This is a genomic window from Streptomyces sp. NPDC048659 (assembly GCF_040650575.1).
Taxonomy (GTDB): domain Bacteria; phylum Actinomycetota; class Actinomycetes; order Streptomycetales; family Streptomycetaceae; genus Streptomyces.
In genome coordinates, this window is the sequence record NZ_JBEZHM010000004.1 from 117932 (window position 1) to 142870 (window position 24939).

General features: G+C 69.2%; 30 protein-coding genes. 21 read left to right on the plus strand and 9 right to left on the minus strand.

The window, feature by feature from the left end:
• Window positions 1-11: 11 nt before the first annotated feature.
• The 4 genes from AB0C99_RS05010 to AB0C99_RS05025 all read right to left on the minus strand — a co-directional run bounded on the left by AB0C99_RS05010 (window position 12) and on the right by AB0C99_RS05025 (window position 4676).
• Window positions 12-1820, minus strand: a complete 1809-nt coding sequence (locus tag AB0C99_RS05010) for an amino acid adenylation domain-containing protein (RefSeq protein WP_362469380.1) — start codon at window positions 1818-1820, stop codon at window positions 12-14.
• A 386-nt stretch (window positions 1821-2206) separates the two neighbouring features.
• Window positions 2207-2560: a hypothetical protein gene (locus AB0C99_RS05015; RefSeq protein WP_362469383.1), complete on the minus strand. Its 354-nt coding sequence runs from the start codon at window positions 2558-2560 to the stop codon at window positions 2207-2209.
• Between the two features lie 167 nt (window positions 2561-2727).
• Window positions 2728-3783 (minus strand): helix-turn-helix transcriptional regulator, encoded by a 1056-nt coding sequence (locus AB0C99_RS05020; RefSeq protein WP_362469385.1) that lies wholly within the window; start codon window positions 3781-3783, stop codon window positions 2728-2730.
• 233 nt (window positions 3784-4016) lie between these two features.
• The gene (locus tag AB0C99_RS05025; protein ID WP_362469388.1) at window positions 4017-4676 is read right to left on the minus strand and encodes a pyridoxamine 5'-phosphate oxidase family protein; all 660 of its coding nucleotides are present in this window, start codon (window positions 4674-4676) and stop codon (window positions 4017-4019) included.
• Window positions 4677-4831: 155 nt separating this feature from the next.
• On the opposite strand from AB0C99_RS05025, the gene AB0C99_RS05030 reads away from it, so the two are divergent.
• The 6 genes from AB0C99_RS05030 (at window position 4832) to AB0C99_RS05055 (ending at window position 8516) form a co-directional block, all read left to right on the plus strand.
• Window positions 4832-5236, plus strand: a complete 405-nt coding sequence (locus tag AB0C99_RS05030; RefSeq protein ID WP_362469391.1) for an SHOCT domain-containing protein — start codon at window positions 4832-4834, stop codon at window positions 5234-5236.
• 19 nt (window positions 5237-5255) lie between these two features.
• Window positions 5256-5675 carry a hypothetical protein gene (locus tag AB0C99_RS05035; protein ID WP_362469393.1) on the plus strand — a complete coding sequence of 140 codons (420 nt, stop codon included), beginning with the start codon at window positions 5256-5258 and terminating at the stop codon, window positions 5673-5675.
• Between the two features lie 126 nt (window positions 5676-5801).
• Entirely contained in the window at window positions 5802-6455 is a 654-nt protein-coding gene (locus AB0C99_RS05040; protein ID WP_362469396.1) for a hypothetical protein, read from the plus strand.
• A 24-nt stretch (window positions 6456-6479) separates the two neighbouring features.
• On the plus strand, window positions 6480-7034 hold the full coding sequence (locus tag AB0C99_RS05045) for a hypothetical protein (RefSeq protein ID WP_362469399.1): 555 nt from the start codon (window positions 6480-6482) through the stop codon (window positions 7032-7034).
• The gene (locus AB0C99_RS05050; RefSeq protein ID WP_362469402.1) at window positions 7031-7807 is read left to right on the plus strand and encodes a hypothetical protein; all 777 of its coding nucleotides are present in this window, start codon (window positions 7031-7033) and stop codon (window positions 7805-7807) included. The genes AB0C99_RS05045 and AB0C99_RS05050 overlap by 4 nt, the downstream gene beginning before the upstream one ends.
• Before the next feature lie 145 nt (window positions 7808-7952).
• Window positions 7953-8516: an HD domain-containing protein gene (locus tag AB0C99_RS05055; RefSeq protein WP_362469405.1), complete on the plus strand. Its 564-nt coding sequence runs from the start codon at window positions 7953-7955 to the stop codon at window positions 8514-8516.
• Here the strand turns inward: AB0C99_RS05055 and AB0C99_RS05060 are convergent.
• Together AB0C99_RS05060 and AB0C99_RS05065 are read right to left on the minus strand one after the other, a co-directional pair.
• Complete coding sequence (locus AB0C99_RS05060) at window positions 8504-8971, minus strand: NUDIX domain-containing protein (RefSeq protein ID WP_362469407.1); 468 nt, start codon at window positions 8969-8971, stop codon at window positions 8504-8506. The two genes, AB0C99_RS05055 and AB0C99_RS05060, sit on opposite strands and share 13 nt — an antisense overlap.
• Complete coding sequence (locus AB0C99_RS05065; RefSeq protein ID WP_362469410.1) at window positions 8958-9731, minus strand: XRE family transcriptional regulator; 774 nt, start codon at window positions 9729-9731, stop codon at window positions 8958-8960. The genes AB0C99_RS05060 and AB0C99_RS05065 overlap by 14 nt, the downstream gene beginning before the upstream one ends.
• A 95-nt stretch (window positions 9732-9826) precedes the next feature.
• Between AB0C99_RS05065 and AB0C99_RS05070 the strand changes: the two genes are divergently transcribed.
• From AB0C99_RS05070 to AB0C99_RS05105, 8 genes are all read left to right on the plus strand, one after another.
• Window positions 9827-10519, plus strand: a complete 693-nt coding sequence (locus tag AB0C99_RS05070; protein WP_362469413.1) for a haloacid dehalogenase-like hydrolase — start codon at window positions 9827-9829, stop codon at window positions 10517-10519.
• Window positions 10520-10748: 229 nt separating this feature from the next.
• On the plus strand, window positions 10749-11474 hold the full coding sequence (locus AB0C99_RS05075) for a hypothetical protein (protein WP_362469415.1): 726 nt from the start codon (window positions 10749-10751) through the stop codon (window positions 11472-11474).
• The gene (locus AB0C99_RS05080) at window positions 11474-12427 is read left to right on the plus strand and encodes a hypothetical protein (protein ID WP_362469418.1); all 954 of its coding nucleotides are present in this window, start codon (window positions 11474-11476) and stop codon (window positions 12425-12427) included. Before AB0C99_RS05075 ends, AB0C99_RS05080 begins: the two co-directional genes overlap by 1 nt.
• Window positions 12417-14003, plus strand: a complete 1587-nt coding sequence (locus AB0C99_RS05085; protein WP_362469420.1) for a hypothetical protein — start codon at window positions 12417-12419, stop codon at window positions 14001-14003. Before AB0C99_RS05080 ends, AB0C99_RS05085 begins: the two co-directional genes overlap by 11 nt.
• 72 nt (window positions 14004-14075) lie before the next feature.
• Window positions 14076-14873 carry a peptidoglycan-binding protein gene (locus tag AB0C99_RS05090; RefSeq protein WP_362469423.1) on the plus strand — a complete coding sequence of 266 codons (798 nt, stop codon included), beginning with the start codon at window positions 14076-14078 and terminating at the stop codon, window positions 14871-14873.
• A 67-nt stretch (window positions 14874-14940) separates the two neighbouring features.
• Window positions 14941-15201: a hypothetical protein gene (locus AB0C99_RS05095; RefSeq protein WP_362469426.1), complete on the plus strand. Its 261-nt coding sequence runs from the start codon at window positions 14941-14943 to the stop codon at window positions 15199-15201.
• Window positions 15198-15539, plus strand: a complete 342-nt coding sequence (locus AB0C99_RS05100; protein ID WP_362469429.1) for a hypothetical protein — start codon at window positions 15198-15200, stop codon at window positions 15537-15539. The genes AB0C99_RS05095 and AB0C99_RS05100 overlap by 4 nt, the downstream gene beginning before the upstream one ends.
• Window positions 15540-15631: 92 nt before the next feature.
• On the plus strand, window positions 15632-16447 hold the full coding sequence (locus AB0C99_RS05105; protein ID WP_362469432.1) for a hypothetical protein: 816 nt from the start codon (window positions 15632-15634) through the stop codon (window positions 16445-16447).
• Here AB0C99_RS05105 and AB0C99_RS05110 read toward each other — a convergent pair.
• From AB0C99_RS05110 to AB0C99_RS05120, 3 genes are all read right to left on the minus strand, one after another.
• Entirely contained in the window at window positions 16434-17648 is a 1215-nt protein-coding gene (locus AB0C99_RS05110) for a DNA cytosine methyltransferase (RefSeq protein WP_362469435.1), read from the minus strand. The genes AB0C99_RS05105 and AB0C99_RS05110 overlap by 14 nt on opposite strands.
• Before the next feature lie 782 nt (window positions 17649-18430).
• Window positions 18431-18751 carry a hypothetical protein gene (locus AB0C99_RS05115; protein ID WP_362469438.1) on the minus strand — a complete coding sequence of 107 codons (321 nt, stop codon included), beginning with the start codon at window positions 18749-18751 and terminating at the stop codon, window positions 18431-18433.
• Window positions 18748-19203, minus strand: a complete 456-nt coding sequence (locus AB0C99_RS05120; protein ID WP_362469441.1) for an ATP-binding protein — start codon at window positions 19201-19203, stop codon at window positions 18748-18750. Before AB0C99_RS05120 ends, AB0C99_RS05115 begins: the two co-directional genes overlap by 4 nt.
• Before the next feature lie 241 nt (window positions 19204-19444).
• On the opposite strand from AB0C99_RS05120, the gene AB0C99_RS05125 reads away from it, so the two are divergent.
• From AB0C99_RS05125 to AB0C99_RS05155, 7 genes are all read left to right on the plus strand, one after another.
• Window positions 19445-20299: a helix-turn-helix transcriptional regulator gene (locus AB0C99_RS05125; protein ID WP_362469443.1), complete on the plus strand. Its 855-nt coding sequence runs from the start codon at window positions 19445-19447 to the stop codon at window positions 20297-20299.
• Window positions 20300-20309: 10 nt separating this feature from the next.
• A complete protein-coding gene (locus tag AB0C99_RS05130) occupies window positions 20310-20546 on the plus strand; it encodes a DUF397 domain-containing protein (protein WP_362469446.1) in 237 nt (78 codons plus the stop codon).
• Window positions 20547-20897: 351 nt separating this feature from the next.
• Window positions 20898-21305: a hypothetical protein gene (locus tag AB0C99_RS05135; RefSeq protein ID WP_362469449.1), complete on the plus strand. Its 408-nt coding sequence runs from the start codon at window positions 20898-20900 to the stop codon at window positions 21303-21305.
• Entirely contained in the window at window positions 21302-22141 is an 840-nt protein-coding gene (locus AB0C99_RS05140; RefSeq protein WP_362469452.1) for a hypothetical protein, read from the plus strand. Before AB0C99_RS05135 ends, AB0C99_RS05140 begins: the two co-directional genes overlap by 4 nt.
• On the plus strand, window positions 22104-23600 hold the full coding sequence (locus AB0C99_RS05145; protein ID WP_362469454.1) for a radical SAM protein: 1497 nt from the start codon (window positions 22104-22106) through the stop codon (window positions 23598-23600). Before AB0C99_RS05140 ends, AB0C99_RS05145 begins: the two co-directional genes overlap by 38 nt.
• The gene (gene tmk, locus AB0C99_RS05150) at window positions 23597-24253 is read left to right on the plus strand and encodes a dTMP kinase (protein ID WP_362469456.1); all 657 of its coding nucleotides are present in this window, start codon (window positions 23597-23599) and stop codon (window positions 24251-24253) included. Before AB0C99_RS05145 ends, tmk begins: the two co-directional genes overlap by 4 nt.
• Window positions 24250-24693 carry an NUDIX domain-containing protein gene (locus AB0C99_RS05155; RefSeq protein ID WP_362469458.1) on the plus strand — a complete coding sequence of 148 codons (444 nt, stop codon included), beginning with the start codon at window positions 24250-24252 and terminating at the stop codon, window positions 24691-24693. Before tmk ends, AB0C99_RS05155 begins: the two co-directional genes overlap by 4 nt.
• Window positions 24694-24939 lie beyond the last annotated feature (246 nt).

The window sequence follows — 24939 nt, forward strand, 5'->3', positions numbered from 1 at the left end:
GTCCGTGTCTCCTAGCGGGAGGTGAGGGCGAGCTGGTTCCGGACGGCGGCGGCGAGGGCGGCGATGTTCGCGCCCTCGGCGAGCGTCCCGACGTTGAGGCTGAGCCCGTAGCGGTCGTTGACGACGCTGAGCATGTGGATCAAGGAGAACGAGGTGCCGCCGAGGTCGAAGAACTCGTCGGTGTCCGTGAGGGAGGCCGCCTCCGCGCCGAGCACCTCGGCCCAGACGCCGCGCAGCGCGTCCTCGACGGAACCGCCGGCCGCGCCCTGCTCGCGGGCGCTGTCGGCGACCTCGGCGAGCCGCGTCTCCAGGCGCTTGCGCAGCTCGCTCTCGTCGAGCTTGCCGTTGACGGTGACCGGGAGCTCGTCGATCGCGAGATACGTGGAGGGCGCCATGTACGCGGGGAGGGAGGCGGCGACGGCCTCCTTCAGCTGCGCGGCGAGCGCCTCGGCGTCGGTGCCGGCCTCGACGACCGGGTAGGCCACCAGGCGCGGGTCGCCGGAGCCGAAGTCGGCGACGAGGACGACCGCGTCGCGGACGGCGGGGTGCTGCTGGAGCACGGCCTCGATCTCGCCCGGCTCGACGCGGTAGCCGCGGATCTTGACCTGGCGGTCGGCGCGGCCCGCGTAGGCGAACTGGCCGAAGGCGACCTGCACGCCGCGGTCGCCGGAGTCGTACCAGCGCTCGGTGGAGCCGTCGGCGAGGGTCCGCTCGACGAAGCGGGCGGCGGTCAGCTCGGGGTGGCCCAGGTAGCCGCGCGCCACGCCGGCACCGGCGACGTGCAGCCCGCCCTCGGCGCCGAACGGCAGCTCGGCGCCGTCCTCGTCGAGGACGGCGAGCCGCAGGTCGCCGATCGGCTTGCCGATGAGGCTGTCGCCCTCGCCGTCGAGGTCGGCCTCGGCGACGATCTTCCAGGTGACGTGGACCGTGGTCTCGGTGATGCCGTACATGTTGACGAGCGCGGGCGTCTCCAGGCCGTGGCGCGCCACCCAGGGCTTCAGCGAGCGGTAGTCCAGCTTCTCGCCGCCGAAGACGACGTACCGCAGGTCGAGCGGCTGCCCCTCGTCGACGTTGATCAGGTTCCGGAACGCCGACGGCGTCTGGTTCAGCACGGTGACCCGCTCGCGGCGCAGCAGCGCGAGGAATGCCTGCGGGTCGCGGGCGGTGTCGCGGTCGACGATCACCAGGCGCCCGCCGAAGAACAGCGCGCCCCAGATCTCCCAGACGGAGAAGTCGAAGGCGGTGGAGTGGAAGTTGGTCCACACGTCGGTCTCGTCGAAGGCGAAGACCGGGGCGGTGGCGGTGAAGAGACGGACCGCGTTGCGGTGCTCGATCTCGACGCCCTTGGGCTCGCCGGTGGACCCCGAGGTGAAGATGACGTACGCGAGGCTCTCGGCGTCCGCCGCCTGGTGCCCGTCCGGCACCTCGGCCGCCTCCGGCAGCGCGTCCACCCGGACCACCTGGCGGCCCTCGACGAGGGCGGCGGTGGCGGCGTGGGCGACGACCAGGCCGGAGTCGCAGTGGCCGAGGACGAACTCGCGGCGCTCGGCCGGGTAGGCGGGGTCGACCGGCACGTAACCGGCGCCGGCCTTCAGGATGCCCAGCAGGCCGACGACGAGCTCCGCACCCCGCTCGACGCAGAGCCCGACCCGCCGGTCCCGCCCCGCACCGGCGGCCCGCAGCGCCCCGGCCAGCCGCTCGGCCCGCTCGTCCAGCTCCCGGTAGGTGAGCCGGGTGCGGCCGTCGGTGACGGCGACGGAATCCGGGAAGCGGGAGACGGTCCGCTCGAAATTCTCGTGGAGGGTGACACCGGATTTCATTGGACGGAATACCTTTCCCAGAAATGTGCGAGGACGGAGACAGGGAGGAAGAGGACGACGAAGAGGAAGGAACGCGACGGAAGGACCCGAGCGAAAACGCGGGGCGGGAAACGCGGACGAGAAGAGCGGGCGAGGAACTCGGTCGGAGAATCCGGTCGGGTGAATCGGCCGGAGAATTCGGCGGGAACTCCCCGGCCTTCTCGAATGTGTCAGGCCGGGGAGGGCCCTACAAGGGATCCGCGGTGGCACCAAGGTGCAGTGGCTGCAAGTGGCCAGAAGCTGCGGGAGGGGGGCCAGGCCGCCGGGGGTCCGGCCTGGAGTCGGTCAGGGGATCCGGTAGTGGGGATCCGGTCAGGGAGGCCGATCAGGGAAGCCGACCAGGGACGTCAGAGCGGCGGAACCCCGGCCGCCCCGGCGACTCCGGCACCCTCGGCGCCCTCGGCGTCCTCGACGACGGAGACGACGCCATGGCAGAGCCCGATGTCCCGCCCCTCGCGGGGAACCCGCAGCTCCGCCCGTACCCGACCGCTCGGATGGGGCCGAAGGAGCAGGTGCTGGACGGCGGCGAGGACCCCGGTGCCGGCCTCGGGGGCGGAACCGGCGGAGACGTAGAGCACCGTCCGGTAGACGTGCTCCACATGGCATCTGGAGACCTGGGGGACCACCCGGGCGAGATCGTCGAGATCGATCCGCGCCTGCCCGAATTCACCGGGCGGGAGGTCGAGATGGATGGCGTACATGGCAGAGAGAATCCCAGTCGCCTACCGGGGTCCGGCCGCAACTCCGGGGCAGGTTGATGCCATGGCAGCAAAGGGCCCACCGATATCCGGTGAGCCCTTTCCGGGGTTCGGACCGTATACGGCGAACGGGAACCGTACGAAGGTATACGGGCGGCGGGGGCGGGGGGTCAGAGCCAGCCGGCCCGCTCGGCGAGCACGCCCGTCTCGAACCGGCTGCGGGCGCCCAGGCGTTGGGAGATCGTGGACATCATCCGGCGGGTGGTGCGCAGCGAGAGGCCGAGCTTGCGGGCGGCGACCTCGTCGGTGTGGCCCTTCTGGAGCAGGCGGAGCAGTTCGATCTCCTGCTGGGTGGGCTCGTCGGCGGCGGGCTGCTGGCGGCCGTGCAGCGGGGCGGCGCTCTCCCAGACCATCTCGAAGAGGGCGAGGAGGGCGGTGACGACGCCGGGGGCGCGCAGGATGACGGCGCCGGCGCGGGTGTCCTCGGGGCTGACCGGGAGGAGCGCGACGTTCCGGTCGGCGATGAGCATCCGCAGCGGGAGCGAGGGGGTGGTCCGTATCTCGCCACCGAGTTCGGAGAGCCAGCGGGCGTACTCGGTGGTGGCGCGGTCGTTGCGGACGCTGTCGAGGTAGATGGTGCGCAGCGCGACCCCGGCGGACAGGGACTGCTCGTCGAGCGGGCGGCTCGCCTCCAGCGCCTCGGGGCTCTGGGCGCCGCCGGGCATGAAGGCGAGGATCTCGGTGGTGGCGTGCCGGGCGAGCTCGGAGAGCCGGGCGCGGACCTCGTTGACGCCTTCGAGCTGCTCAAGACCGGCGTTGCCGTGCCGGGCGCGCTGCGAGGCGTAGATCGCGGTGAGCTCGGCGGTGGCGGCCCGCATGGCGGCCAACTCCAGTTGTTGCGAGTGTATTTCGGTCTCGCGCCGGTGGATGTAGGCGGCGAGTCCCACTTCCGGACTTATCGGGGCGACGTCGGTGGCGTCCTTGGCGGGATAGAGCATGGACAGTTCGGCGAGTTTGTCCAGACATCCGCGGACGGTCGACTCGGCGGTTCCGAGCTCTTCGGCGATCTCGCCGATGCCCCACCCGGGTTGGGTGATGACGAGCCGGTAGACGTCGACGCAGGTCTCGTCCTGCCCTATCAGCGACGCCAGCGACGAGGAACCGGCCCCTTGGCGCGTCCCTCCGCACGGATCGGCGAAGCCCCCCATTTTGTCACCTTCGGTCATCGGGTCGATCTTTCGACCCAGGCGATCGCCCCGAAACAGTCGGCCCCGGAATGGTCATTTCCGGCGAGGAGTTCAGGGCACCCTTTCGGGTGAGTGACATTACAGGACAGGAGCACCACTGGATACTGCGTAAAAACCAGGTTTAGAAACCGGGAACACGGGAACCGGCGCGAATGATGAAAAATAAATGAACGTCACCTGAGCAGGCCGGGAGCACCGCATACCCCACCCCCCTATCCCTCTCCGAGGAGGCGCCCGACCCGCTCGGTGACATGGGCGGGTGGCCGGATCCCGTCGGCGAGGAGGGGGTCGGCGACGAGGGGCCCGAAGCGGGTGACGAGGGGCAGTTCCCCGGCCCAGAGGCCGAGCGCGGCGTCGGGGGAGTCGCCGTCGTCGGGCGGCCCGGCGGCGATCTTGACGGATGCCTCGGCGAGGTCGAGGGCGACGAGGGAGGTGGCGGCGAGCTCCTTGCGGCTGGGCTGCCGGGCGTACTCCCACTGCCCCGGGGTGGCCCGCTCGGTGAGGGCGCGCAGCCCGCGCAGCTTCTCGTCGGGGTCGGTGACGATCCGGGGGACGCCGTAGACCATGGCGCACCGGTAGTTCACCCCGTGCTCGAACACGGACCGGGCCAGCACGAGCCCGTCCACGTGCGTCACGGTGACGCAGACGACCCCGTCGGGCGCCTGGACCAGGCTCCGGCTGACGACGGACCCGTGCAGGTACAGCACGTCGCCCTCGACCCCGTACACGGTGGGGACGACCATCGGAGCCCCGTCGACGACCACGCCGAGGTGGCAGAGGAAGCCGGCGGAGAGCACGGTGTCGAGATCCTCCCGCCGGTGGCTCCCCTTCTCCCGCATCCTGCGCAGCCGCGTCCGCTCGGTGACCTCCATGCCGCCCCTTCCCTCCACACCCCGACGATCTTCCAGCGAGTGCGATCCAACCCCGCGGGGACGAGAATGAAAAGAGCGGACTTCACGAAGCCACGGGGCTACGAAGCCACGGGGCCGTGGGCCCGGACCTCGGGAGTCAGGCGAGGAGGACGGCCATGGACTACCCACTCCTGAACACCTTCTGGACGATCATGTGGGTCTTCCTGTGGATCCTGTGGTTCATGCTCCTCTTCCGCATCATCGGGGACATCTTCCGCGACGACGGGATGAGCGGCTGGGGCAAGGCCGGATGGACCGCCTTCGTGGTCCTGCTCCCGTTCCTGGGCTGCATCGTCTACCTCATCGCGCGGGGCAAGGACATGGGGATGCGCGAGGTGCAGCGGGCGCGCGGCAACGAGCGGGAGTTCCAGGAGTACATCCGCGCGGCGGCGACGGCCAACGGCCCCGCACCGGGCAGCGGCCACGCGGACCAACTGGCCAAGCTGGCCGACCTGAAGGACCGCGGCGCGATCAGCCCGGAGGAGTACGCGCGCGCCAAGGAGAAGGTACTGGCGGGCTGACCGCGGAAGGAGCGGAGCCATGACCGAACAACCCCGGACGGGGACGACGCGGACCACGGCGGAGAAATGGGCCTCGGGAGGCACCGTATTCGGCGGCGTGGTGCTGAGCGTGATCGGCGTCCTGGACATCTTCCAGGGTGTCGCGGCCATCGCGAAGGACGACGTCTACACCCGGGTCGGCGACTACGTCTTCAAGTTCGACCTGACCTCGTGGGGCTGGATCCACCTGATCATCGGCATCCTGGCCGTCCTGGTGGGCCTCGGCCTCCTGAAGGGCGCGAGCTGGGCCCGCGCCGCGGGTGTCGGCATCGCCGCCCTCACCATCATCACCAACTTCATGTGGCTGCCCTACACCCCCTGGTGGGCGCTCATCCTGATCGCGGTCTCGGTCTTCGTCATCTGGTCCCTGTGCAAGGACTGGGGCCACGAACACGGCTGACACGCGCCACCGCGGGCAATCCCGTTTCCGGACAAAGAGGTTCGGTCAACATCGGGACAGGGCCGCGACCGCGGGAGCACACTGAAGCCCCGGACAGGCCCTCGGCGGCGAACAGGGGTGCCCCGCATGGCGCGTGACGGACTCTTCGTACCCACCGGATGGTCACGGCGCTGGCTGGACGCGGCCCTCGCGTTATGGGTCGTCGGCTTCCTGGGCGTGGCGCTGGCCGCGCACGGCGGCCAGCGGGACGCGGACGCCGCCGCCTCGTCGGCCCAGCGCACGGCCCCGGGCCGGCCGGGACCGGTGCGGCTGGCCGAGGACACCGACTACCTGGTCTGGATCGAGAGCCGCACGGACCTGCGCCGCCCGCCCGCGCTGGAGGCCGCCGCGCACGGCACCGGCCGCCGCAAGGCCGCGACGACCCTGGTCTCGGTCACCGCCGACGGCGGGCGCCCCGTCCCCGAGGAGGCCCTGCGCGCCCCGACGCTGAGCGAGGCGATCGACCACCGCTACTGGTACGCGGACGAGGGCGGCCACTGGCAGGGCTGGCCGACCACGGCGGTCCGCCTGAAGCCGGGCACGTACACCCTGGACACCTCGCTGCGCGGCCCCGGCGTCCGGCTGGCCGTCGCGAAGCGGGTCCCGGCGGAGCAGGACGCCCAGCCGGCCTTCCTGGCCGCGGCGGGCGGCGGCGCGGTGCTGTGGCTGTTCACCGTCCTGCGCCGACGCGGCATCGACCGGCGGACCCTGGCCCCGGACGCACCGGTCCTGACGAACTGACACGAAGGAAAGGGGGGAAGCGCCATGTCGGACGACGACTACCAGATCAAAGGCATGTACACGTACGCCGGCGACCAGGAACTCAGGGACGCCCACCGGTGGGGCGGCGACGCGGGTGCGGGCCGCGAACTCGCCCACCGCGACCGGCGGGACGCGGAGGCGGCCGGGTCGTGGCGGGGCACGGCACCGGCACCGGCACCGGCACCGACCGTCCAGCCGGGCGGCAGGATCGGCGACGGCGCGTTCCTGCTCTCGGCGCTGCTGCTCGCCCCGATCGCGATCCTCGGCCTGGTCTTCCGGGGGCTGGCCTCGGGCGTCGACAGCCTGACGTACGACTCGCCGCTGGCGTTCCTCTTCCCCGTCCCCGGCGACGGCACGGCCCGCTTCGCGCTCTCCCTGATCACGCTGCTGCTGCTCATCCCCGGCAGCCTCCTGTGGACCTCCCGCAGACTCCGGACCACGAGACTGCGCCCCCTCGGCACGTGGGTGCTGTCCCCCGCGGCGGTCCTGCTCGTGCCCGTGGTGGTCTACGTCGCCGTCACCACGTTCACCGCCGACGTCGTCAGGCTGGGCGGATGAAGCCGCCCGCCCGCCTGGCGGGCCTGCTCACCGCCCACCGCCTGCCGGCCGTGCTGGCCGCCGCCGGGGCCGTGCTGATGCTGCTGAGCGCCGCACTCCCCTGGCTGGCGGGCCCGGACAGCGCGACCCTTCCCTACGGATACGCGACGGACCCGGCCACCGGCACCCCCTCCCTGGGCTCCCGGGCGGGCCTGCGGGGAGGCGACGCCCTGGCCGTCCTCGCGGCCGGGGCCCTCGCCCTCTGGCCGGCCGCCCTGCTGCTGCTCGGCCGAGGGCGGACGGTCCACCGCGTGACCCTGGCGGGAGCCGCCGCACTGGGCGCGGCCTGGGCCGCCCTGAACCTCGCCGAGACCGGCACCGTCCGCGACCGCACCGGCCGCCTCCCGGACCTCACGTCGGGCCCGGGCCCGTACCTCACGCTGCTGGCGGCCCTGCTCCTCGTGACGGCGGCGGTGCCGGCCCGCCCCGACCCCTTCACGGAACTGCACGTCCGCACCCTGCGCGCCAACCGCCTCTGGAACAACGGCCACTACGGCGAGGCCCTGGAACTCCAGCAGCGCACCCTCCGCGCCGCCCACCGCTCCCCGGGCCCGGCCCACCCGGCGACGACGAGCGCGGCGATGAGCCTGATCAGGATGTACACCTGGTCCGGCCACCCGAACCGCGCCGCCCACCTAGCCGAGAAAACCACGACAGCGGCCACCCAATGGGCCCCCACCCACCCAGACGCGTACCGCCGCCTCCAGTCGGACATAGCCGAACTCCTCAACTGAGGGGCGTAGTCCCCCGGAAAGCAGAAAACCCCAGGTCAGAGTAATTCTGACCTGGGGTTTATTCTGAGCCGCCTTCGGGATTCGAACCCGAGACCTACGCTCGGACCTGGGACTGGTCTTGGGTCGCACTGGGCATCGACGGACCATGAACGAAACGATGCTGTCGTGGGCAAGGCACGTAGCCGAGAAGGAGCTGAGCGGCGTGCTGCCCCGGCGGTGGGCGCATTCGCAGGGGGTGGCGGCACGTGCGGCCGGGCTGGGCCATGTCCTGGGAGGGAATGCCGAACTCCTCGCTGCGGCAGCGGTGCTGCACGACGTGGGCTACGCGCCTCGGCTGGCGGAGACGGGTTTCCATCCGCTCGACGGAGCCCGGTTCCTGCGTGACGAGCACGGTGCGGACGCGCGGCTGGTGCGGTTGGTGGCGAACCATTCGTTCGCGCTGCTGGAGGCCGAAGAGCGCGGGCTGAGGGAGGCGCTGGAGCGCGAGTTCCCGTTGCTGGAGGAGCCTCTGCTCGTGGACGCGCTCGTGTACTGCGACATGACGACGACGCCCGACGGCGAGCAGACCACCGCCGAGGAGCGGGTGACGGAGATCGTAGGCCGCTACGGGGCGGACAGCCTCGTGGGGCGGTTCATCCGTCGGGCGGCGCCGGAGATCTTCGCCGCCGTGGGGCGGGTGGAGGCGGCGCTGGTGGCTCAGCCGAGGTAGGGGTAGGTGCCGGCGAGGTAGTCGCCGATCTGCTGGCGCATGCTGGCATGGATGTCGTACTGGTCGAGTTCGGCGGGCTGGATGAAGCGGACGCCGTCGGCCTCGTCGTTGATCGTGGGTGCCCCGCCGATGGGGCGGCCGATGTAGGTGTTCTCGTACTGCTGGCGGATCTCGCCGTCGGTGTAGGCGACGATGTGGTTCGGGTTGGTGTAGACGCCGAGGAAGCCGTTGATCTCGGCGACGATGCCGGTCTCCTCCAGGCATTCGCGTACCGCGCACTGTGCGGCGGTCTCGCCGATGTCCTGAGCTCCGCCGGGCAGGGCCCACTGTCCGGTGTCGCGGCGGCGCTGGAGCAGGATGGCGCCGCTGTCGTCGACGACAAGCAGGTTGCTCGCCGGGATGAGGGTGTTCGCCTTCGGTGCGGCGGGGTCGTTGTAGTACTCAGTCCTGCCCATGTGCGGCGGTCCCCTCGTGATCGGGAGTCCAGGGCCGTGCGGTGGCCCAGACGGCTTCGAAGCTTTGAGCGTAGTTGTCGAACCACCCTGTGCCATCAGCCCTCTTGAGGTGCAGGAGCGGGTTGGCGCTGGCCGGCCGGCCCCACACGTGTGGGTTGACCAGCAGGTGGTCGTCGTAGCGGAACAAGGACGTGTAGAGCGTCGTGTCGTGGAGCCGCACCTCGCAGCCGGCCTCGGGCAGCAATGGGCGGTAGTAGGTGAGGGAGGCGCGGATCTTGGCGGCGAGGGTGTCGCCGATGCCTTCCTCGCGTCCTCGGATGGCGACTGCCTGGCCGCCCGGGTCTCCGAAGCACAGGCGCACGCGGACGCCGTCGGCGGCCCGCTCAGCGAGCATCTCGGCGACCTGGGGGTTGGACTGGGCGAAGAACGTGCCGGAGAACACCAGCACTCCGATCTGCTCCCGTGCCTCTTGAAGGAGGCTCAGCCACATGTCCCGGGGGACGCTGGCGCGGTTCTCGAAGGTGCCGATCAGCTCGCTGCCCAACATGGCGGCGGGCTTGGTCGCCCGTGGCTGTGGGGCCGGCCAGAGGAAGGACTCCTCCACCCGCAGGTGCTGGGCGGCCCGGAATCGGTGACGTGGGTGCGGCACGCGCCCGCCGAGCCAGCGGCCGACGGTCTTGGGGTCCACCTCGCAGAGCTCGGCGAGCGACTCGGGGGAGACGCCACGCCGGGCGAGTACGGAGTGCAGTCGCTCGTTCACAGGTGTCATGCAAGCGGAGCCGGGAGTGACCGGGCAAGGACGTTTCGGGACGTTCCCGAGGCATGGGGAAGGGCCGCTGTCCTTACGCTGACGCCATGCAGCTCATCGTCCTATGGGACATCGACCACACCCTCATCGAGAACGCAGGCGTGAGCAAAGAGATCTATGCCGCCGCCTTCTCAGCCCTCGTTGGCCACGCCCCTGTGGGGCCGGCCCGGACGGAGGGCAGGACGGATCGCCTGATCATGCGCGGGATGTTCCAGCAGCACGGGCTGGAAGAGCCTGAGTGGTCCCTGGTCGAGGCGGCTCTCGCCGAGGCGTGCCAGAAGCACCGGGAGGATCTGCGCCGTCGAGGGGCGGCGCTGCCAGGAGCGCGCGACGTACTTCTGGTGGCATCGGCACGTCCCGCCTGGGTGTCGTCGGTGCTGACCGGGAACATCGCGGCCAATGCCCGAGTGAAGCTGTCCGCCTTCGGTCTCGATCCGCTGCTGGATCTGCCCGTTGGGGCCTACGGGGCCGATGCCGAGCAGCGGCCCGACCTCGTCGCGGTCGCGCGGGAGCGGGTCCGGCGCCTACGAGATGTAGACGAGGACGTCCCGGTCGTGCTGATCGGGGACACCCCCCGGGACGTCGAGGCCGCCCTCGCCACCGGCTCGGAGATTATCGCCGTCGCCTCCGGTATCCACAGCGCCGACGAGCTGGCTGCTGCCGGTGCGTCCGTCGTGCTGCCGGACCTGTCGGACACGGAACGAGTCATCGCGCTCCTGGAGGGCTTCGTGGGCTGCTGAAAACGTCCCGGGACGTCCTCGGGAGCGTCCGTATACGCGGTGATGCGGTCCCCGCCCCCTCGGCCACGATCAGGGCTCCAACGAGGCGATCCTGTGGACGCTCTCCCTCGCGAGCGACAACCGCGGCCGACTCGGCGCACAGATACAGGCGGGCGGGTGGGAAAGCTACCTGTACCGCCGGTACCTGTACGACACCCTCACCGCCGACGGCGTCGATCAGTTCGACATCGTGCGGCAGCTCGTCGACTACGCACAGAACGCCAAGGGCGGCGACATCCGGATCACGTACGACGAGCACACGTCGGGCGTCGCCCGCGACCGCACGTACCTGCGCTACGACCTGCCCAGCGTCGGCGGGCTACTCGACGATCTGGCCGCCACCGAGAACGGGTTCGAGTGGCGGATCGCGAGCTACCGCGACACCGCCGGACGTCGGGTCAAGCGGCTGCAACTGGGACACCCCGTCATCCGTAGCGGGGCGTCCGACATCATCCTCGACCACCCCGGCCCCGTCCTCTCCTACACGTGGCCCGTCGATGCGACCGCCAAGGCCAACGTGTGGCAGAGCCGAGGCGCGACCACCAACAGGAACCAAGCTGCCGACAGTTTTCCGATCATGTCGCCGGTCCTGGTCGACGACGCCGACCTCGACGCCGGATGGCCACGCCTCGACGGGTCGAGCGATCACACGACGGTCGAGCAGCAGGCCACCCTCGACGCCCACGCTCGCGCGGACTGGACGGCGGCCCGCGCGCCGGTGCAGATCCCCGAGGTCGAGGTGCTGCTCGGCGGAGCGATCACGCCCGCCCTGCTCGGCTCGACGATCCGGCTCCGCATTCGCGACCTATGGCACCCCGAGGCCCTTGACGCCCGGTACCGCGTCGTCGGCGTCTCCGTCACTCCGCCCGAGCGCGGCCGTCCCGAGACGGCCAAGTTGTTCTTGGAGGTCCCCTAGTGCCGTTCGTCCCGCAGGATCTACTCGACCGCATCAGCGCGCTTGAGCGCGAGGTACGGCAGCTACGCGGCCGAGCGCAGATGCGCCCGCGCATGGACGAGATCTCGAACGGGCGGGTTGTGATCGCCGAGGGCGGGACGTTGGAAGTCCTCGCCCCGGACGGGACCGGCCTGTTCGGCGTCGGTGCGTTCTCCGACTGGTGGAACCATCCGGACGGGTCGAAGCAGCAGGGCGTCATCATGCAGCGCGAGGACGGCACGACCGCTTTCAGCGTGCGTGCCTTCCCCGACGCCGGCCTCGGCGGCGCCGGGACGCAGGCTGTCAGCATCTGGGACCGCACCGGTCATCAGGTGATCAGCGACGACACGACGTCGGGCCGTGGCATCGGTTCACCGGCGCTGCCCATGCCCTTCCAGCCTCTCCCGCCCGCGAACGAAGTGATCACGACGAGCACGTTCGTGAACTGCTGGTTCGCGTCGATACAGGCACACAACCCCGTGGCTACGCTGCTTCTTGAGTTCTCCGCCGCGCCCGGGGCGACGTGCGAAATCAAGGTGCAGTACCGGCTCGCCAGCGAGGCGAACTGGACCGACATCCAGACCGATTCGGTCGCCGCCCCCGCCGGCTCAAGCGGTCTGACCACCAAGACCGCTTGGTACACGTTCCCCCTCGACCGGGCCGATTTCGAGCAACTGATCTTCGTTCGGATTCAGGGTCGTCAGAAAGCGGGGACCGACGGCGTGCGCGTGACATGCCTCGGAGGGTTCACCCGCCGGACCTACTCGCGCACCGAGGTACCCGACCCGCCCGTGCGGTCCCTCACCGCAGCACGCGCGTTCGCGGCGACGGACGTCGGCGACACCACCGGGCCCGAGCAAGGGATCGACCTCCCGGTGCAGCCCCCGCCGTTCCCGCAGACCCCACCCAAGGAGGTCACCGCCGATGCTTCCTGACCTCATCCCCACGGTGACCGTGCGCGGTCGCTTCCTCGCCCCGGACGGCATCCCGTTGTCCGGGGCGATCGTCTTTCGGGCCCCGGGTCAGCTCACCTTCCCGCAGGCCGACGTCATCCTCGGCGGCCCGGTGACGGTGCAACTCGACGCACAGGGCGGGTTCGAGGTGACGCTGCCCGCCACCGACGCCCCCGACATGGACCCGTCCGGGTGGGCGTACATCGTGACCGAGCAGCTCGCCGGAATCCCGGTGGGCCGTACGTACAACATCCTTCTTCCCCGGGCGCAGCCCGAGGTCGACCTCTCCGACATCGCTCCGACCGACCCCGCGAAACCGAACTGGGTCGGCGTACCGGGACCGACCGGCCCGCAGGGACCCGCCGGCGCCCCGGGCTCACGCATCTACACCGGCACCGCCGCCCCCGACGCCGCGCTCGGTGTCGACGGCGACCTGTACGTGCGCTACGAGACGACCACGTTCCTCGGGGTGACCTCGACGACCGTCTCGACGTGGCAGAAGACGGCGGGCGCATGGGCGCAGCTCGGCAGCGACGTCCGAGGCGCAGCGATCTACGTCAACAACACGACGACGCCCTCGACGAGCACGAAGCCCGGCGACCTGCTGATCAGAACCGATTCGGGCGACATGTGGCAGCGCAGCGCCTCGGGGTGGGGAAGCCCGATCGGCAACCTCAAGGGCCCGAAGGGAGACCGGGGCGATGTCGGGGCGACCGGTGCCACGGGGCCGGCAGGCGTAGTTCAGTCGGTCAACGGCAAGAGCGAGGCGGCGGTCGTGCTGAGCGCGGGCGATATCGGAGCCATCGCCACGAGCGCCGCCGGCGCGGCGGGCGGCGTCGCCACCCTCGGCGCCGATGGCAAGGTGCCCGCCGCGCAGCTCCCGCCGTCCTCGGGCGGCGCGGTCGCCTCGGTCAACGGCAAGACCGGCGCGGTCGTGCTCGCCGCCTCGGACGTCGGCGCGCTCGACCTGGCCGCGGCCGACTCCCGGTACGTACAGCCATCGGGTATCCCCGTGACCTCGGTCGCAGGCAAGACCGGCGCCGTCACCCTCGCCGCCGGCGACGTCGGCGCCATCGCCACAGGAACGGCCGTCCTGCTCACCGGCAACCAGACCGTAGCCGGGAGCAAGACCTTCTCGGGGAACGTCGTCGTACAGGGCGTCGGCCAGACGCAGGCCGTCGTCAAGAGCGCCGACACGTCCCGCGCCAACACGGCGACCACCGCCAACGATCCGAACCTCACGCTGCCCGTAGTCGCGAACGCGACGTACATCGTCGAGGCCGTCGTCGCGTGGGCGCAGGGCGGCGGCGGGTTCCGCGTGGACTGGGCGGCACCGTCCGGCGCAACGATGGTGTGGACGGACAACGACGCCTCGATGTCTCCCGACCCCGGAACCGACCTCACGTTCTCGACGACCGTCGGCACGACGCTGCAAGGCGCCCTTGTCGTCGGCGCCACGGCCGGAAGCCTCACCCTCCGGTGGGCGCAGAACACGGCGAATGCCGCCGCGACCGTTCTACAAGGCGGTTGCTACCTCAAGCTCGAACGGGTTGCCTGACCCCTTCCGATCCCTTCCTGTACGCCCCGCGCCTGATCTGGCCCGGGGCTTTCTCTATGCCCGGAGGACCCTTTGAAGTTCGTCAACCGCGCCCAGTGGGGTGCCCGCCCGTCCCGCTACGCGCTCGCCTACATCGGCAGCACCCGAGGCGTGAAGATCCACTATGAGGGCACGCACGTGCCCGAGTCTCTCGGCCACCCGGACGCGCACGATCAGTGCGCCCCGCGCGTCCGCGCGATACAGGCGAGCCACCTCGCCAACGACGAAGAGGACTACAGCGACATCGCGTACTCGGCGCTCGTGTGCCCGCACGGCTACGTGTACGAGGGCCGCGGCGCGCACCGCCGTACCGGCGCGAACGGCTCGGCCTCGCTGAACACCGGGCACTACGCGGTGTGTGCACTGCTCGGCAGCTCGGGACTGACCGAGCCGACCGACGGGCAGCTCGCCGGACTGCGCGACGCCGTCGAGTGGCTGCGCCGCGACGGGGACGCCGGCGACGAGATCAAGGGGCACCGGGACGGACACCCGACCGCCTGCCCCGGCGGCCCGCTGTACGCATGGGTGCAGCGCGGCGCCCCGCGCCCCGACGGCGGGGGCGGCACCGGCACACCCGCCCCGAGGTACGAGCCGTTCCCAGGTGCCGAGTGGTTCAAGCGCACCCCGCGCTCGCCGATCGTCACGGCCATGGGTCGCCGACTCGTCGCTGCGGGCTGCTCGGCCTACCGCGTAGGCCCCGGCCCGCAGTGGACCGAATCCGACAGACAGAGCTACGCCCGGTGGCAGCGTCGCCTCGGCTACCGCGGCGACGACGCCGACGGGTGGCCGGGCCCCACATCGTGGGCCGCGCTCAAGGTCCTCAAGGTCTGACCGCCCGGCGCCCGCCCGCACCTGAAGGCGGGCCGTTGCCACGCTCCTTGAAGAAAGAGGAATCGCTATGACCGACGCATCGCGTCGCACCCTCCGCACCATCGTGCAGACCGTGCTCGCCCTCACCGCCGGACTCCCCCTGATCATCGACGCCGCCGCCATCCCGCAGACCGCCGCCGGTGTCGGCATGGCCCTCGCCGTCGCCGGTGGCGTCACGCGCGTTATGGCGCTACCGGTCGTCGAGAACCTGCTGCCCCCATGGCTGCGCGCCGCGCCGAGCGCCGACGACGAGCTGCTCGCCCTACAGAAGAGGGACCACACGGAGTGACCTCTGCGACGACCGGTGTCGACCCGGTCGACGCCGTTGTGATCTGGTGCGGTGCCGTCGTCGCGATCACGGGCGCGCTCGCCCACGTATGGCGCGCGGCCCGATCCATCCGCCGCATCGGTGGCAAGTTCGAGGACTTCGTCGACGACTGGCAGGGAACAGAGGCACGCCCTGGCGTCCCCGCCCGTCCCGGAGTCATGAGCCGACTCGGCGCCATCGAGGACCGACTCGCCAGCGTCGAGCACGAGCTGCACCCCAACAGCGGCGCATCGCTGCGCGACGCTGTCGACCGGGTCGACCAGCGCACCCGCCAATTCGCCTCCGACGACGGTATCTAAGGGACTGCGCCCCTCACCTACTCATGCTGGTGAGGGGCGTCGGTGAGACCACTACGTCGACGAGGTGGCGCGGCTGATCGTAGTCTCAGCCCATGAGCAGCGACCGTGAGCGAGTTACCGACGAGATCATCAGTGGGCTTGCCCCCCTCTCGATGCGGCAGCTTGAGACCGTGGCATCAATGGTCAAGAGCCTTCATATTCCTGTCCAGTTCGTCTCGGGCACTGGTGCCGGAATAGTAGATGTATCGTTCGCCGAAGAAATGTCGAACCTTCTGAGCCTGCATCACTCGAATCACGAGGCGCCGCTCAACAAGAAGCCCTTTGAGTACGCGATGAAGCGCTGCCTCATCGCTCAAGGGCACGACGAGGCCGACCTCAACCCGGCGCCCGGCGAGTCCGCCTACGACGTCTTCGGCAACGGCGAGCGATGGTCGTTGAAGACGGAAGCCGCTAAAGGGCTCAGCCCTACCCAAGTGAAGATCGAGAAATTTTCTGAGGCTCGTTGGGTCAGAGAGGCGACCACGGCGGAGCTATGCGCCGCCGAGGTACGTGGGCGTCTTCCTCGGCATATGGACGGGTACGACCGAATCTTGGTGCTGCGCGCGGAGACGCGACCTGACAGCTTCGTCTACACCCTGGAGGAGGTGCCGACAAAGATCCTGCTCGATTGCTTCACCTCGGCCACTCCCGAAATGTTCACCAAGAAGGATCGGGGAGGGAAGCCGGGGATTAGCTTTGGCGCGGATTTCCTGCACCCGACCAACGGAGACAAGGTGTTCAGGATGCTCTTGGACTCCAGCGTGGAAAAGGTTCGCCTTTGGTACCAGACGAAATATTGCATTCGCCACGGCTCATGGATTGTATCAAGGCCGAATATCGACGAGTTGACGCTCTTTACACCAGCGTGAGTTGAGCTGCTTCCGTAGCAACGAAGTCATCCACGCGCAGCGAAGTATTCGGTAGAACTACCTGCTCCAGATCCGGCTTCTCACCGGTCAGAATCCACTGAGCAACCCATGCAAGCTGGTAAGAAACCAGAGGGGGAACCGCATCGCCGATCTGACGGTACAGGTTTTTACGGCTGCTGCCGACGAACCTGTAGTCAGACGGGAACCCCTGCAAGATGCCGAGCTCACGTACCGTGCACTGGCGGTCCTGCTCGGGGTGGGAGTATCGCCCGTTCCCAACGTGCGAGCATTCGCGCTTGATGGTGGGAGCGGGCTTGTCCCAAGCCATGCGACCGTAGACATCGCAGTAGGAATTCAGGCGACCCCGCTCAACAGCTTTCCACATGGACGGGATCAGGTACTTCTCTGTGTCCGGGTGTCCCAAAAGGTCAGGCCAGCTACCTCCGTCGTGAGGCATAGCCGCGATCCTTTCGAGCGACTCGCCCTTAAGTAGAGTGCTCGTGTGATTGGGGTCGTCTGGGTGAGTCGCGCCTGCGGCAACCTTGGGGAGGCCCGCGATAGCCCGTCGTACCGTAGCGGCCTCGGCCTTTACTTCGTACCCGCGCCAGAGATCTTCAAGTGTGTAGAGCGGGAGGTCGGAAGCCACCGCGATAACGAGAGCTCGCTCCCTCTGTTGCGGCAATCCAAAGCGCGACAGGGCATGGGAGGAAGCATGAACTTTATACCCCATACCCTGAAGGTTGTCCCGAAGGGCCGTGAAGTGATGGCGGAAGTTTCCATTGAGCAGCTGAGGGACGTTCTCCATCATGAAAACCCGAGGCTTCATGCGCGCCACGTGATCCGCAACCCGGGCGACAAGGGAGTTCCGGGGGTCATCTTCCGCCCAGTTCTTCGAGATGGCCCGAGAGAAACCAGTACAGGGAGGGCAGGCCAAGAGAACTTCAAGGTCGTCCACGTTGGCCGGCATCTTCTCCGCCAACTCGTCGGCCGAGATGACCGACAGGTCAACGGCCAGCGGATCCACCTTGAGATTGGCCGCGTAGGTGTCATTGCACCCGATCGCGCCATGGCCCGTGCTGGGCTTCCCGACCTCGACGTCTGCGGCGCCAACGAGATTGAACGCAGGGTGTGCGTAGTAGCCGCAGCTCATACCTCCGCCGCCGGAAAAGAGATCCACGACGCGGCTTGCCTGAAGGCCCACCAGCACTCTCCTTGCGCTTACTCCTCGACACTTCCTCTTGAACCTCAACGAGAGTACGGCACCGCAAGAACTCAAGTCAAGTCAAGTCAAGGATCAGAGAGGACATCATGGATCGACCGCCTGGTAGCTTGAGGCGGGTGAATGGGGCGGAAGCGCTACGGTCGCGACTGGTCGAGGTCAGGCGCGAGATCGCGGCTGCCGCTGAGCACATCCAACGACTACGGGACGAAGAGTACGGTTTGTCCCTTTCGTTGGCGCGCATGACAGGCGGCCCTAGTCCGCGCCCGCCGGATGTCGAGTCCGGTCAGGCAGCTCCTGCCGCGGGCAGGACTCGCATCACACCTGCGGTACGCGTCCTCCTCGCCGAGACACCTTGCCCTCTTACGCGCACTGAGATCGTTGGCAGGCTCGCAGAAGACGGGATCCCCACTTCGCCGGATGCTGTGAGCGCGAGCCTTTCCTACCTCCGGAAGCAAGGCGTTGCCAGCAACGCCGGCGGACGCTGGTACCTGTCCCACCAGCCGCCGGTCTTTCCGGACACCGAGACAGGATCGTCCTAAAGCGCTGAAGCGCCCCCGCTCCCGAGCGTCCTCGCCACGGTCGCCGTGATCGGCCTCGCCGTCACCCTCTGGCAGACCGCCACCCGCTGAACACACCGCGCCCCCTGCACCCGGCCGAGGCCGGATGCAGGGGGCGCGTTTGTCGTTGCGCGGGCAGGCGAGAGGGCCCTCGACGGTGCACTCGTCGAGGGCCCCCTGCTCGGGGTCTCCCGTGCGCGCGGCCTATCCGGTCGCGGGCACGGGAGGTGCTCCCCTTCCTCCGCCGCCCGCTCCCGCGTGGGAGACATGGGTTTTCGAGCGGGCGGGGTGGCGTGCGTGCCGCGCGTGCGCGGGTAGTCGCCGCTTGCCGGGACCGACCACGACCCGTACCGGGATCGCGTCGCGCCAGCAGTAGCAGGTGTATGTCTGCCCCTCGGTGTCCGGCGGCGGCGTCTCGGCATGGAGGGGCCCGGGAATCGAGGCATAGATCGCCATGAGCGCGAGCACGCCGAGGCTCGCGAAGATGATCACTAAGCCGAGCAGCGCCCGGTCGGCATAGGTCATGCCGCGCACCTCGCGGTCTGGTCGTCGAGAAGCAGGAACCACACGGTCTTTGACGACTCGTCGAGTGCGGTCGACCACTGGTCGGCGTATGCGTCTACGAGTCCGAGGCCGCGCCCGGTCAGCGTGAGCGAGTCCGGGTCCGCCCACATGGGCCGTATCTGAGGTGCGCGGCCCGGGGCCCCGTCGTGCACGCACACGGTCACGCCCTCGGTCGAGAGCGAGACCTCGACCGTCATCACGAGCGATGTCGTGTGCAGGTAGGCGTTCGTGACCACCTCGGACGTGCAGAGTTCGGCTCGGTCCACGAGATGGGCACGCCCGGTAAATCGCAGCAGGTCAGTGACCCAGTGCCGAGCGAGAGCGGGTGTGCTCGGCAGTCTCGGACCGGTGAACCGGTAGCTCGCGTTCTGTTCGGGCGGTTGTGCGGGAGGTGCTAAGGCTGCGGTCGTCATTTCGTCGTCTCCCAACGCTGTATGAGCTCGCGCTCGCCATGCGTGGCATTGGCCGCCCCGGGGGCACGCCAACGGCGTGCGCTACGGCTGCACTTCGGGCTTACTGGCGCGTCGCGGTGCTGCCCAGACCGTAGGGGGCATACATGCCCCGGAGCAAGGGTGCCCCCCTCTCCCGGTACTACGAGGTGGACCCAAGGGCGGTTACGCGGCAGACTCAGGTCAACGACAGGGGAAGGGACCAATGCCACCGAGGGACAACCCGACCGCACGGCAACAGCGCCTCGGCACTGAGCTGCGGAAGCTGCGCGACCGAGCGGGCAAAACGGCGCGCGAGGCGGCCGGCCTCCTGTCGACTGACCAAGCGAAGATGAGTCACATCGAGGCGGGCCGTATCGGTGTGAGTGTGGAGCGCATTCGACGTCTGGCGACGTTTTACCAGTGCGATAATGATCCACTCATCGACGCTCTTTGCTCCATAGCGCTTGAGCATCGAGGTCAGCACTGGTTCGACGATTTCCGAGGCAAGCTCGACCCCGCATGGTTGAACATCGCCGAATTGGAACATCACGCCGTATCCATGCGCTCGATGCAAAGCATCACGTTCCCTGGGCCATTCCAGACAGAGAACTACGCCCGCGCCCTATTCTCCGGCGTCACTCCAAAGCTGCCCGAGGATGAGGTCGAGGCTCGCGTCGAGCACCGATTGAAGCGGTTCACGATCTTCGAACGCGACAGCCCGCCCCGGTACACGGCCATCATCCATGAGGCCGCCCTGCGTATGCGCTTCGGTGGGCGCAAGGTAGTGCGCGAGCAGCTCGAATATCTCATCGAGGTCTCCAAGCTACCCACGGTATACATCCGCGTGATCCCGTTTACGAGCGAGGATTTCATCGAGGTGACGCAGCCGGTCTTGTACGCAAGTGGTTCAGTTCCCGAATTGGACACGGTTCAGATCGACAGCGCTTTCGGCGGACGCTTCTTGGACGCCGAGGCCGAATTGAAGAAGTACCGGACCCTGCTCGACATCGCCGAGCACGCTTCGCTCGATCCGGAAGGATCGAGGCAGCTTATCCACCACATCGCTAGGGAACTGTGAGAACAAGGGAATGAGCGCATCACCCATCAAGTGGCAGAAGTCCTCTTACTCCGGGGGTGGCGGTGAGAACTGCATCCACCTCGCGGAGAAGGACGGCGCGATCTTGATGTACGAGAGCGACGATCCGGCAGTCAAGGTCAGGACGAGCCGCGAGAACCTGGCCGCGTTCATCGCCGGCGTCAAGGCAGGCGAGTTCGACCACCTCATCGCCGGCGTCAAGATCGGCGACGCGTCCACCACGCACTGAGCCAACGCTCGGCCACGCGTAGCAACCGTGCCCCCCGACCGCTCTGGTCGGGGGGCACGCGCATATGCCAATCCGGCAGGGGCGACAAGTATGCCCCGGTGCACACTTGCCGCTCTCTCTCACGTAGCAGTACGGTCACTCTGCGCCGCAGCGATGGGTCGATCCCTGGCAAGACCGTGCCCAAAGCTGCGCAAATCTCCCTGCTCGCACGTCTGTTGGGGAGATCCCCCGAGGGTTGCCCCCGGCCGGCTCCGCGCAGGACCCCGCCGGCTGGGGGCAACTATGTCACTGCGTCCGGAGGGCGTGGGTATGGGCGCGACTGCCGGTGTGATCAGCGTCAACGGGGCAAGGTTGCCCACTCTGCCTGTCCAGGCCGAGGCGTCGGTCGGGCAAGGGTTCCTGTTCGAGGTGCTGCGGTACGGCTCCCAGAACGCGCGCCGGGCCGCCCCGGTCAAGGCCCCGCGCGTGCTTGAGACCGCCCACGAGGCGATACGCGCGCTCCGCGTAGAGGTCCGCACGGCGCACGTGTTCGGCATGAACCCGCACGAGATCGAGCGAGCCGTCGAGTGGGCCGAATCCGGGTGGCAGTACGCCCTCGCCCTGCTCAACTCGGGTACGCACTGCGGATTCACCGTGGTACTTGGGAGCGGGGCGGTCGCCGAGTGGAAGGTTACGCCTGTGCGGTATCTCGAACTGCGCACGCACGCCGCTTACGGCCCCACCCAACCCTTCGACTCTCGACCGGAATTGAGCTCATGAGCACGAAGATCATCACCGAACACCCCGCATGGCGCACGACTGCCGAGGGGGAGCACGCCCGTCTCGTCGAGCACGGGGGCGCCGCGTGGCTCGCCATCTGGGACCGCCGAAACGAGCACCTCGCCATGTGGCCCGTCACGGGTGACCCCGCCGCCGAGCCCCCGTCCGTCGACTACACGTCGCCGATCGAGCTGCCTGTCGCGCCCGAGCGCGCCGTGCCGCTGTTCGACGAGTTGGTGCGTCTGGGCACGGTGGGCCGTCTCACCAACCCGTCGTTGTGGGACGCGATCACGACGGCGATCCTCCGCCAAGTCGTGGCCGCGAACCAGGCTCTGCGAAAGCACCGGACGTTCTACGGCGCGTTCGGCCGCAAGGTCACCACGGCGGCGGGCGTTTTCGCGCTCGCGCCGACGCCCGAGGTCGTGCTCGGCCTCTCCGACGACCAGTTCGCCGCCGCCGGATCTAAGTTCAACCGTCACGCTCTGCGCGCCGCCGCCGAGGCATACCTCGATCGCGGCGAGCAGTGGGCCACCCTCGACGCCGAGAGCCTGATCAAAGAGCTCGTCGAGGTGCGCCGCATCGGCCCGTGGACCGCCGGCGCCGCAGCGGCCGACTTCACCGGCGACTTTTCGATCTACCCGCACGGCGACCTCGCCGTACGGACATGGGCCCGAAAAGCGGCCCCGGGGCTCGATCTCCCCAATGCCGAGGACGAGTTCGAGTCCCAGTGGCGCCGATGGGCGCCCACTCGCACCCACCTGCACGCAATGACCCTTTTCACTCTCACGTGGGGGAGCAATGACCTTAACGTCAACGGAGGCCCGAACCGCCTCTGACCTGATCGCCGGCGCCGACCCGAACGGGGTGCTCGACGCCCTGTTCGTGAACGCCCCGCTCCGCGACTACGGCCTGCGGCCCCGAACGAACGACTACACGCTGCCCGTGTTGGGCATGGCGTACATCGCCACGTACGCACAACAGGCCGGTTTCAACGTGGGCGTGCTGGACGCCGAGGCGCACGGGCTCGGCGTCGACGAGACCGCCCGCCTGATCAACAGCATCCGGCCCCGCTGGGTGGGGATGAACCTGCTCGCCCCCACGTACGAGATGTCGGCCCGGATCGCCGCCGGGCTCGACCCGGGGATCGCGCTCATGGTCGGTGGGCACCACGCCCGCGCGATGCCCGCCCGCATCCTCGACGACCCGCGCATGGGCAACCTGGGCGCCCTGGTGATCGGCGAGGGCGAGACCCGAGTCGCCGCGCTGCTGGCCGACGAGCGCCGCCGCGCCGAGCTGCCCGGGGTCATGTGGCGCGACCGCCTGCTCGGCACACACGCGGCCGGCATCGCACCCCGCGACCAGACCGCCCGATGGCTGAGCCCGGACATCGACGCCCTGCCGCTCGTGAACCGCGAGTTCCTGCCGCAAGATCCGTACGTCGCCGACGACGGCCGGACCGAGGCGAACATCGTCGGATCGCGCGGGTGCCCGTACGACTGCGGGTTCTGCGGCGCCGCCGTCTCGGCGAACCCCGACGTCAAGATCAGGCCCCGCTCGCCCGAGGGCATCGTCGACGAGCTCGACCACCTACACGAGACCTACGGGACGACCGCGTACCGCTTCGTCGACGACCTGTTTCTCGGCGCGAAGCGAGTGATCGTGCCGCAGATGGAGGCGTTCACTCGGCACAAGATCGGCGACCGGTACGTGTGGGACGCCACCGGGCGGATCAACGTGTTCGACCGGCTCGACGACGCCATGCTCGACACGCTCAAGGGGAATGGCTTGAGAGAGGTCGCCCTCGGCATCGAGTCGGGCAGCGACCGCGTGCTCGCCGGCATGGACAAGCGGATCACGGCCGAGATGACCGAGCAGGTCGCCGCCCGCCTGCTCGCGCGCGGCATCGGCGTGAAGGGGTACTTCATCCTCGGATACCCCGGGGAAGAGCAGGAAGACCTCGACGCCACCGTGCGCCACATCCACAACCTGTGGGCCATCGCGGACCGGCACGCCGCCAGCCGCTTCCGGGCGAGCGTGTTCGAGTTCCGGCCCTACCCCGGTACGCCGATCTGGCAGACGCTCACCGAGGCCGGACACAAGCCCGACACCCTGCTCGCGTACTCCGACGTCGACCTCACGGCGGACGGCGCCGACGAGTCCATGCGCGCCCGGGACGAGTTCAATTTCTCGGTCGGCGTCCAGTTCGGCACCGTCCCCCTTCCCCGGCTGCGCGCGACGCTCGCCGACCTCACCCGCGAGCAGCACGACCGCAACCGTCTGGGAGTCGCTGCGTGACCAGACACCCCGGCGTCTTCGTGAGCCTCGACGGCCCGAGCGCCGTCGGCAAGTCGACCACGGTCGCCGAGCTCGGTCGCCTGCTCGTCGGCCGCGGCGACAGTGTTTTCACGACGGCCGAGCCCTCAACGAGCGAGCTCGGCGAGTTCACCCGCGCCAAGGCGAACCACATCCACGGACGCGCCCTCGCCTGTCTCGTCGCCGCGAACCGGTACGAGCACATCGAGGTCGAGCTCGAACCGCTGCTCAGTGCCGGACAGACCGTCGTCTGCGACCGCTACCTCGCGTCGAGTCTTGTCCTCCAGCAGCTCGACGGCGTTCCCGAGCCGTTCGTGCTCGCCCTCAATCGGCACATCCTGCTGCCCGACTTGGCCGTGATCCTCACCGCCGAACCCGAGACCATCGCCGCTCGCCTTGCCGCACGCGGGAAGCGCCACCGCTTCCACGATGACCCGACCGGACCGGCGCGCGAGGTCGGTCTCTACCGCGACGCCGCGCAGACCCTGATGACCCTCGGCGTCGAGGTGCTCGTGCTCGACTCCACCGACACCACCCCTACGGATGTAGCGAAGCGAATCGCCGACGCCCTACCCTCGCGCGGCGGTAGCGTCGACAACCCCAGCAAGAACGACGACCCCACGGTGAACTCATGAACGCAGCACCCGCGACCCCCGTGATCGACACGCACGTGATCCTGCGCGACGGCGACAAGGTGCTGTTGTCGCAGCGTGGCGGACCGTACGGCTACGGCCGGTGGCACGCTCCCTCGGGCAAGCTCGACGCCGGCGAGCCGCTCACCGTCGGCGCGGCCCGCGAGCTGCGCGAAGAGACCGGCGTCGAGGTCGACCCCGAGCACCTGCGGCTCGTTCACGTCGTGCACCACAAGCAGGACGCCGAGACCGAGCGGATCGGCCTGTTCTTCGTGGCCACCTTGTGGACGGGCGAGCCGGTCAACCGCGAGCCCGAGAAGTGCCTCGACCTGCGGTGGTGGTCCGTGCACGAGCTGCCCGAGGACATCATCGAGTACCCCGCCGCCGGGCTGCTCGGCTACCTCAAGGGCGGCGAGCCGCTCACCGAGCACGGTTGGTCGTAGACCTCGGCCAACCCATCTGTCTCCGCCCGTCGGTGCCGCTCCCCCGAGGCCCCGGCGGGCGGAGGCGTTTCGGACTACGCGCCGCCGTCCGCCGGTGCTTCCGGTGCGACGCCGAGGTGCCGGTGCAGGTCGTAGCGCGACACCTTGTAGGCCCTCCCATGGCGTAGGACTCGCACGGGGTACCGACCCGTCCGGGCGAGGTGATAGCCGGTCGTGCGGCCCAAGCACAGCGCACGGTTAGCGGTT

What these genes read in the sequence shown, in the direction of transcription:
- AB0C99_RS05010 (WP_362469380.1), bottom strand. Translation starts at nt 1,820, where the DNA reads ATGAAATCCGGTGTCACCCTCCACGAGAATTTCGAGCGGACCGTCTCC.
- AB0C99_RS05015 (WP_362469383.1), bottom strand. Translation starts at nt 2,560, where the DNA reads ATGTACGCCATCCATCTCGACCTCCCGCCCGGTGAATTCGGGCAGGCG.
- AB0C99_RS05020 (WP_362469385.1), bottom strand. Translation starts at nt 3,783, where the DNA reads ATGACCGAAGGTGACAAAATGGGGGGCTTCGCCGATCCGTGCGGAGGG.
- AB0C99_RS05025 (WP_362469388.1), bottom strand. Translation starts at nt 4,676, where the DNA reads ATGGAGGTCACCGAGCGGACGCGGCTGCGCAGGATGCGGGAGAAGGGG.
- AB0C99_RS05030 (WP_362469391.1), top strand. Translation starts at nt 4,832, where the DNA reads ATGGACTACCCACTCCTGAACACCTTCTGGACGATCATGTGGGTCTTC.
- AB0C99_RS05035 (WP_362469393.1), top strand. Translation starts at nt 5,256, where the DNA reads ATGACCGAACAACCCCGGACGGGGACGACGCGGACCACGGCGGAGAAA.
- AB0C99_RS05040 (WP_362469396.1), top strand. Translation starts at nt 5,802, where the DNA reads ATGGCGCGTGACGGACTCTTCGTACCCACCGGATGGTCACGGCGCTGG.
- AB0C99_RS05045 (WP_362469399.1), top strand. Translation starts at nt 6,480, where the DNA reads ATGTCGGACGACGACTACCAGATCAAAGGCATGTACACGTACGCCGGC.
- AB0C99_RS05050 (WP_362469402.1), top strand. Translation starts at nt 7,031, where the DNA reads ATGAAGCCGCCCGCCCGCCTGGCGGGCCTGCTCACCGCCCACCGCCTG.
- AB0C99_RS05055 (WP_362469405.1), top strand. Translation starts at nt 7,953, where the DNA reads ATGAACGAAACGATGCTGTCGTGGGCAAGGCACGTAGCCGAGAAGGAG.
- AB0C99_RS05060 (WP_362469407.1), bottom strand. Translation starts at nt 8,971, where the DNA reads ATGGGCAGGACTGAGTACTACAACGACCCCGCCGCACCGAAGGCGAAC.
- AB0C99_RS05070 (WP_362469413.1), top strand. Translation starts at nt 9,827, where the DNA reads ATGCAGCTCATCGTCCTATGGGACATCGACCACACCCTCATCGAGAAC.
- AB0C99_RS05085 (WP_362469420.1), top strand. Translation starts at nt 12,417, where the DNA reads ATGCTTCCTGACCTCATCCCCACGGTGACCGTGCGCGGTCGCTTCCTC.
- AB0C99_RS05095 (WP_362469426.1), top strand. Translation starts at nt 14,941, where the DNA reads ATGACCGACGCATCGCGTCGCACCCTCCGCACCATCGTGCAGACCGTG.
- AB0C99_RS05105 (WP_362469432.1), top strand. Translation starts at nt 15,632, where the DNA reads ATGAGCAGCGACCGTGAGCGAGTTACCGACGAGATCATCAGTGGGCTT.
- AB0C99_RS05115 (WP_362469438.1), bottom strand. Translation starts at nt 18,751, where the DNA reads ATGACCTATGCCGACCGGGCGCTGCTCGGCTTAGTGATCATCTTCGCG.
- AB0C99_RS05120 (WP_362469441.1), bottom strand. Translation starts at nt 19,203, where the DNA reads ATGACGACCGCAGCCTTAGCACCTCCCGCACAACCGCCCGAACAGAAC.
- AB0C99_RS05125 (WP_362469443.1), top strand. Translation starts at nt 19,445, where the DNA reads ATGCCACCGAGGGACAACCCGACCGCACGGCAACAGCGCCTCGGCACT.
- AB0C99_RS05130 (WP_362469446.1), top strand. Translation starts at nt 20,310, where the DNA reads ATGAGCGCATCACCCATCAAGTGGCAGAAGTCCTCTTACTCCGGGGGT.
- AB0C99_RS05140 (WP_362469452.1), top strand. Translation starts at nt 21,302, where the DNA reads ATGAGCACGAAGATCATCACCGAACACCCCGCATGGCGCACGACTGCC.
- AB0C99_RS05145 (WP_362469454.1), top strand. Translation starts at nt 22,104, where the DNA reads ATGACCTTAACGTCAACGGAGGCCCGAACCGCCTCTGACCTGATCGCC.
- AB0C99_RS05155 (WP_362469458.1), top strand. Translation starts at nt 24,250, where the DNA reads ATGAACGCAGCACCCGCGACCCCCGTGATCGACACGCACGTGATCCTG.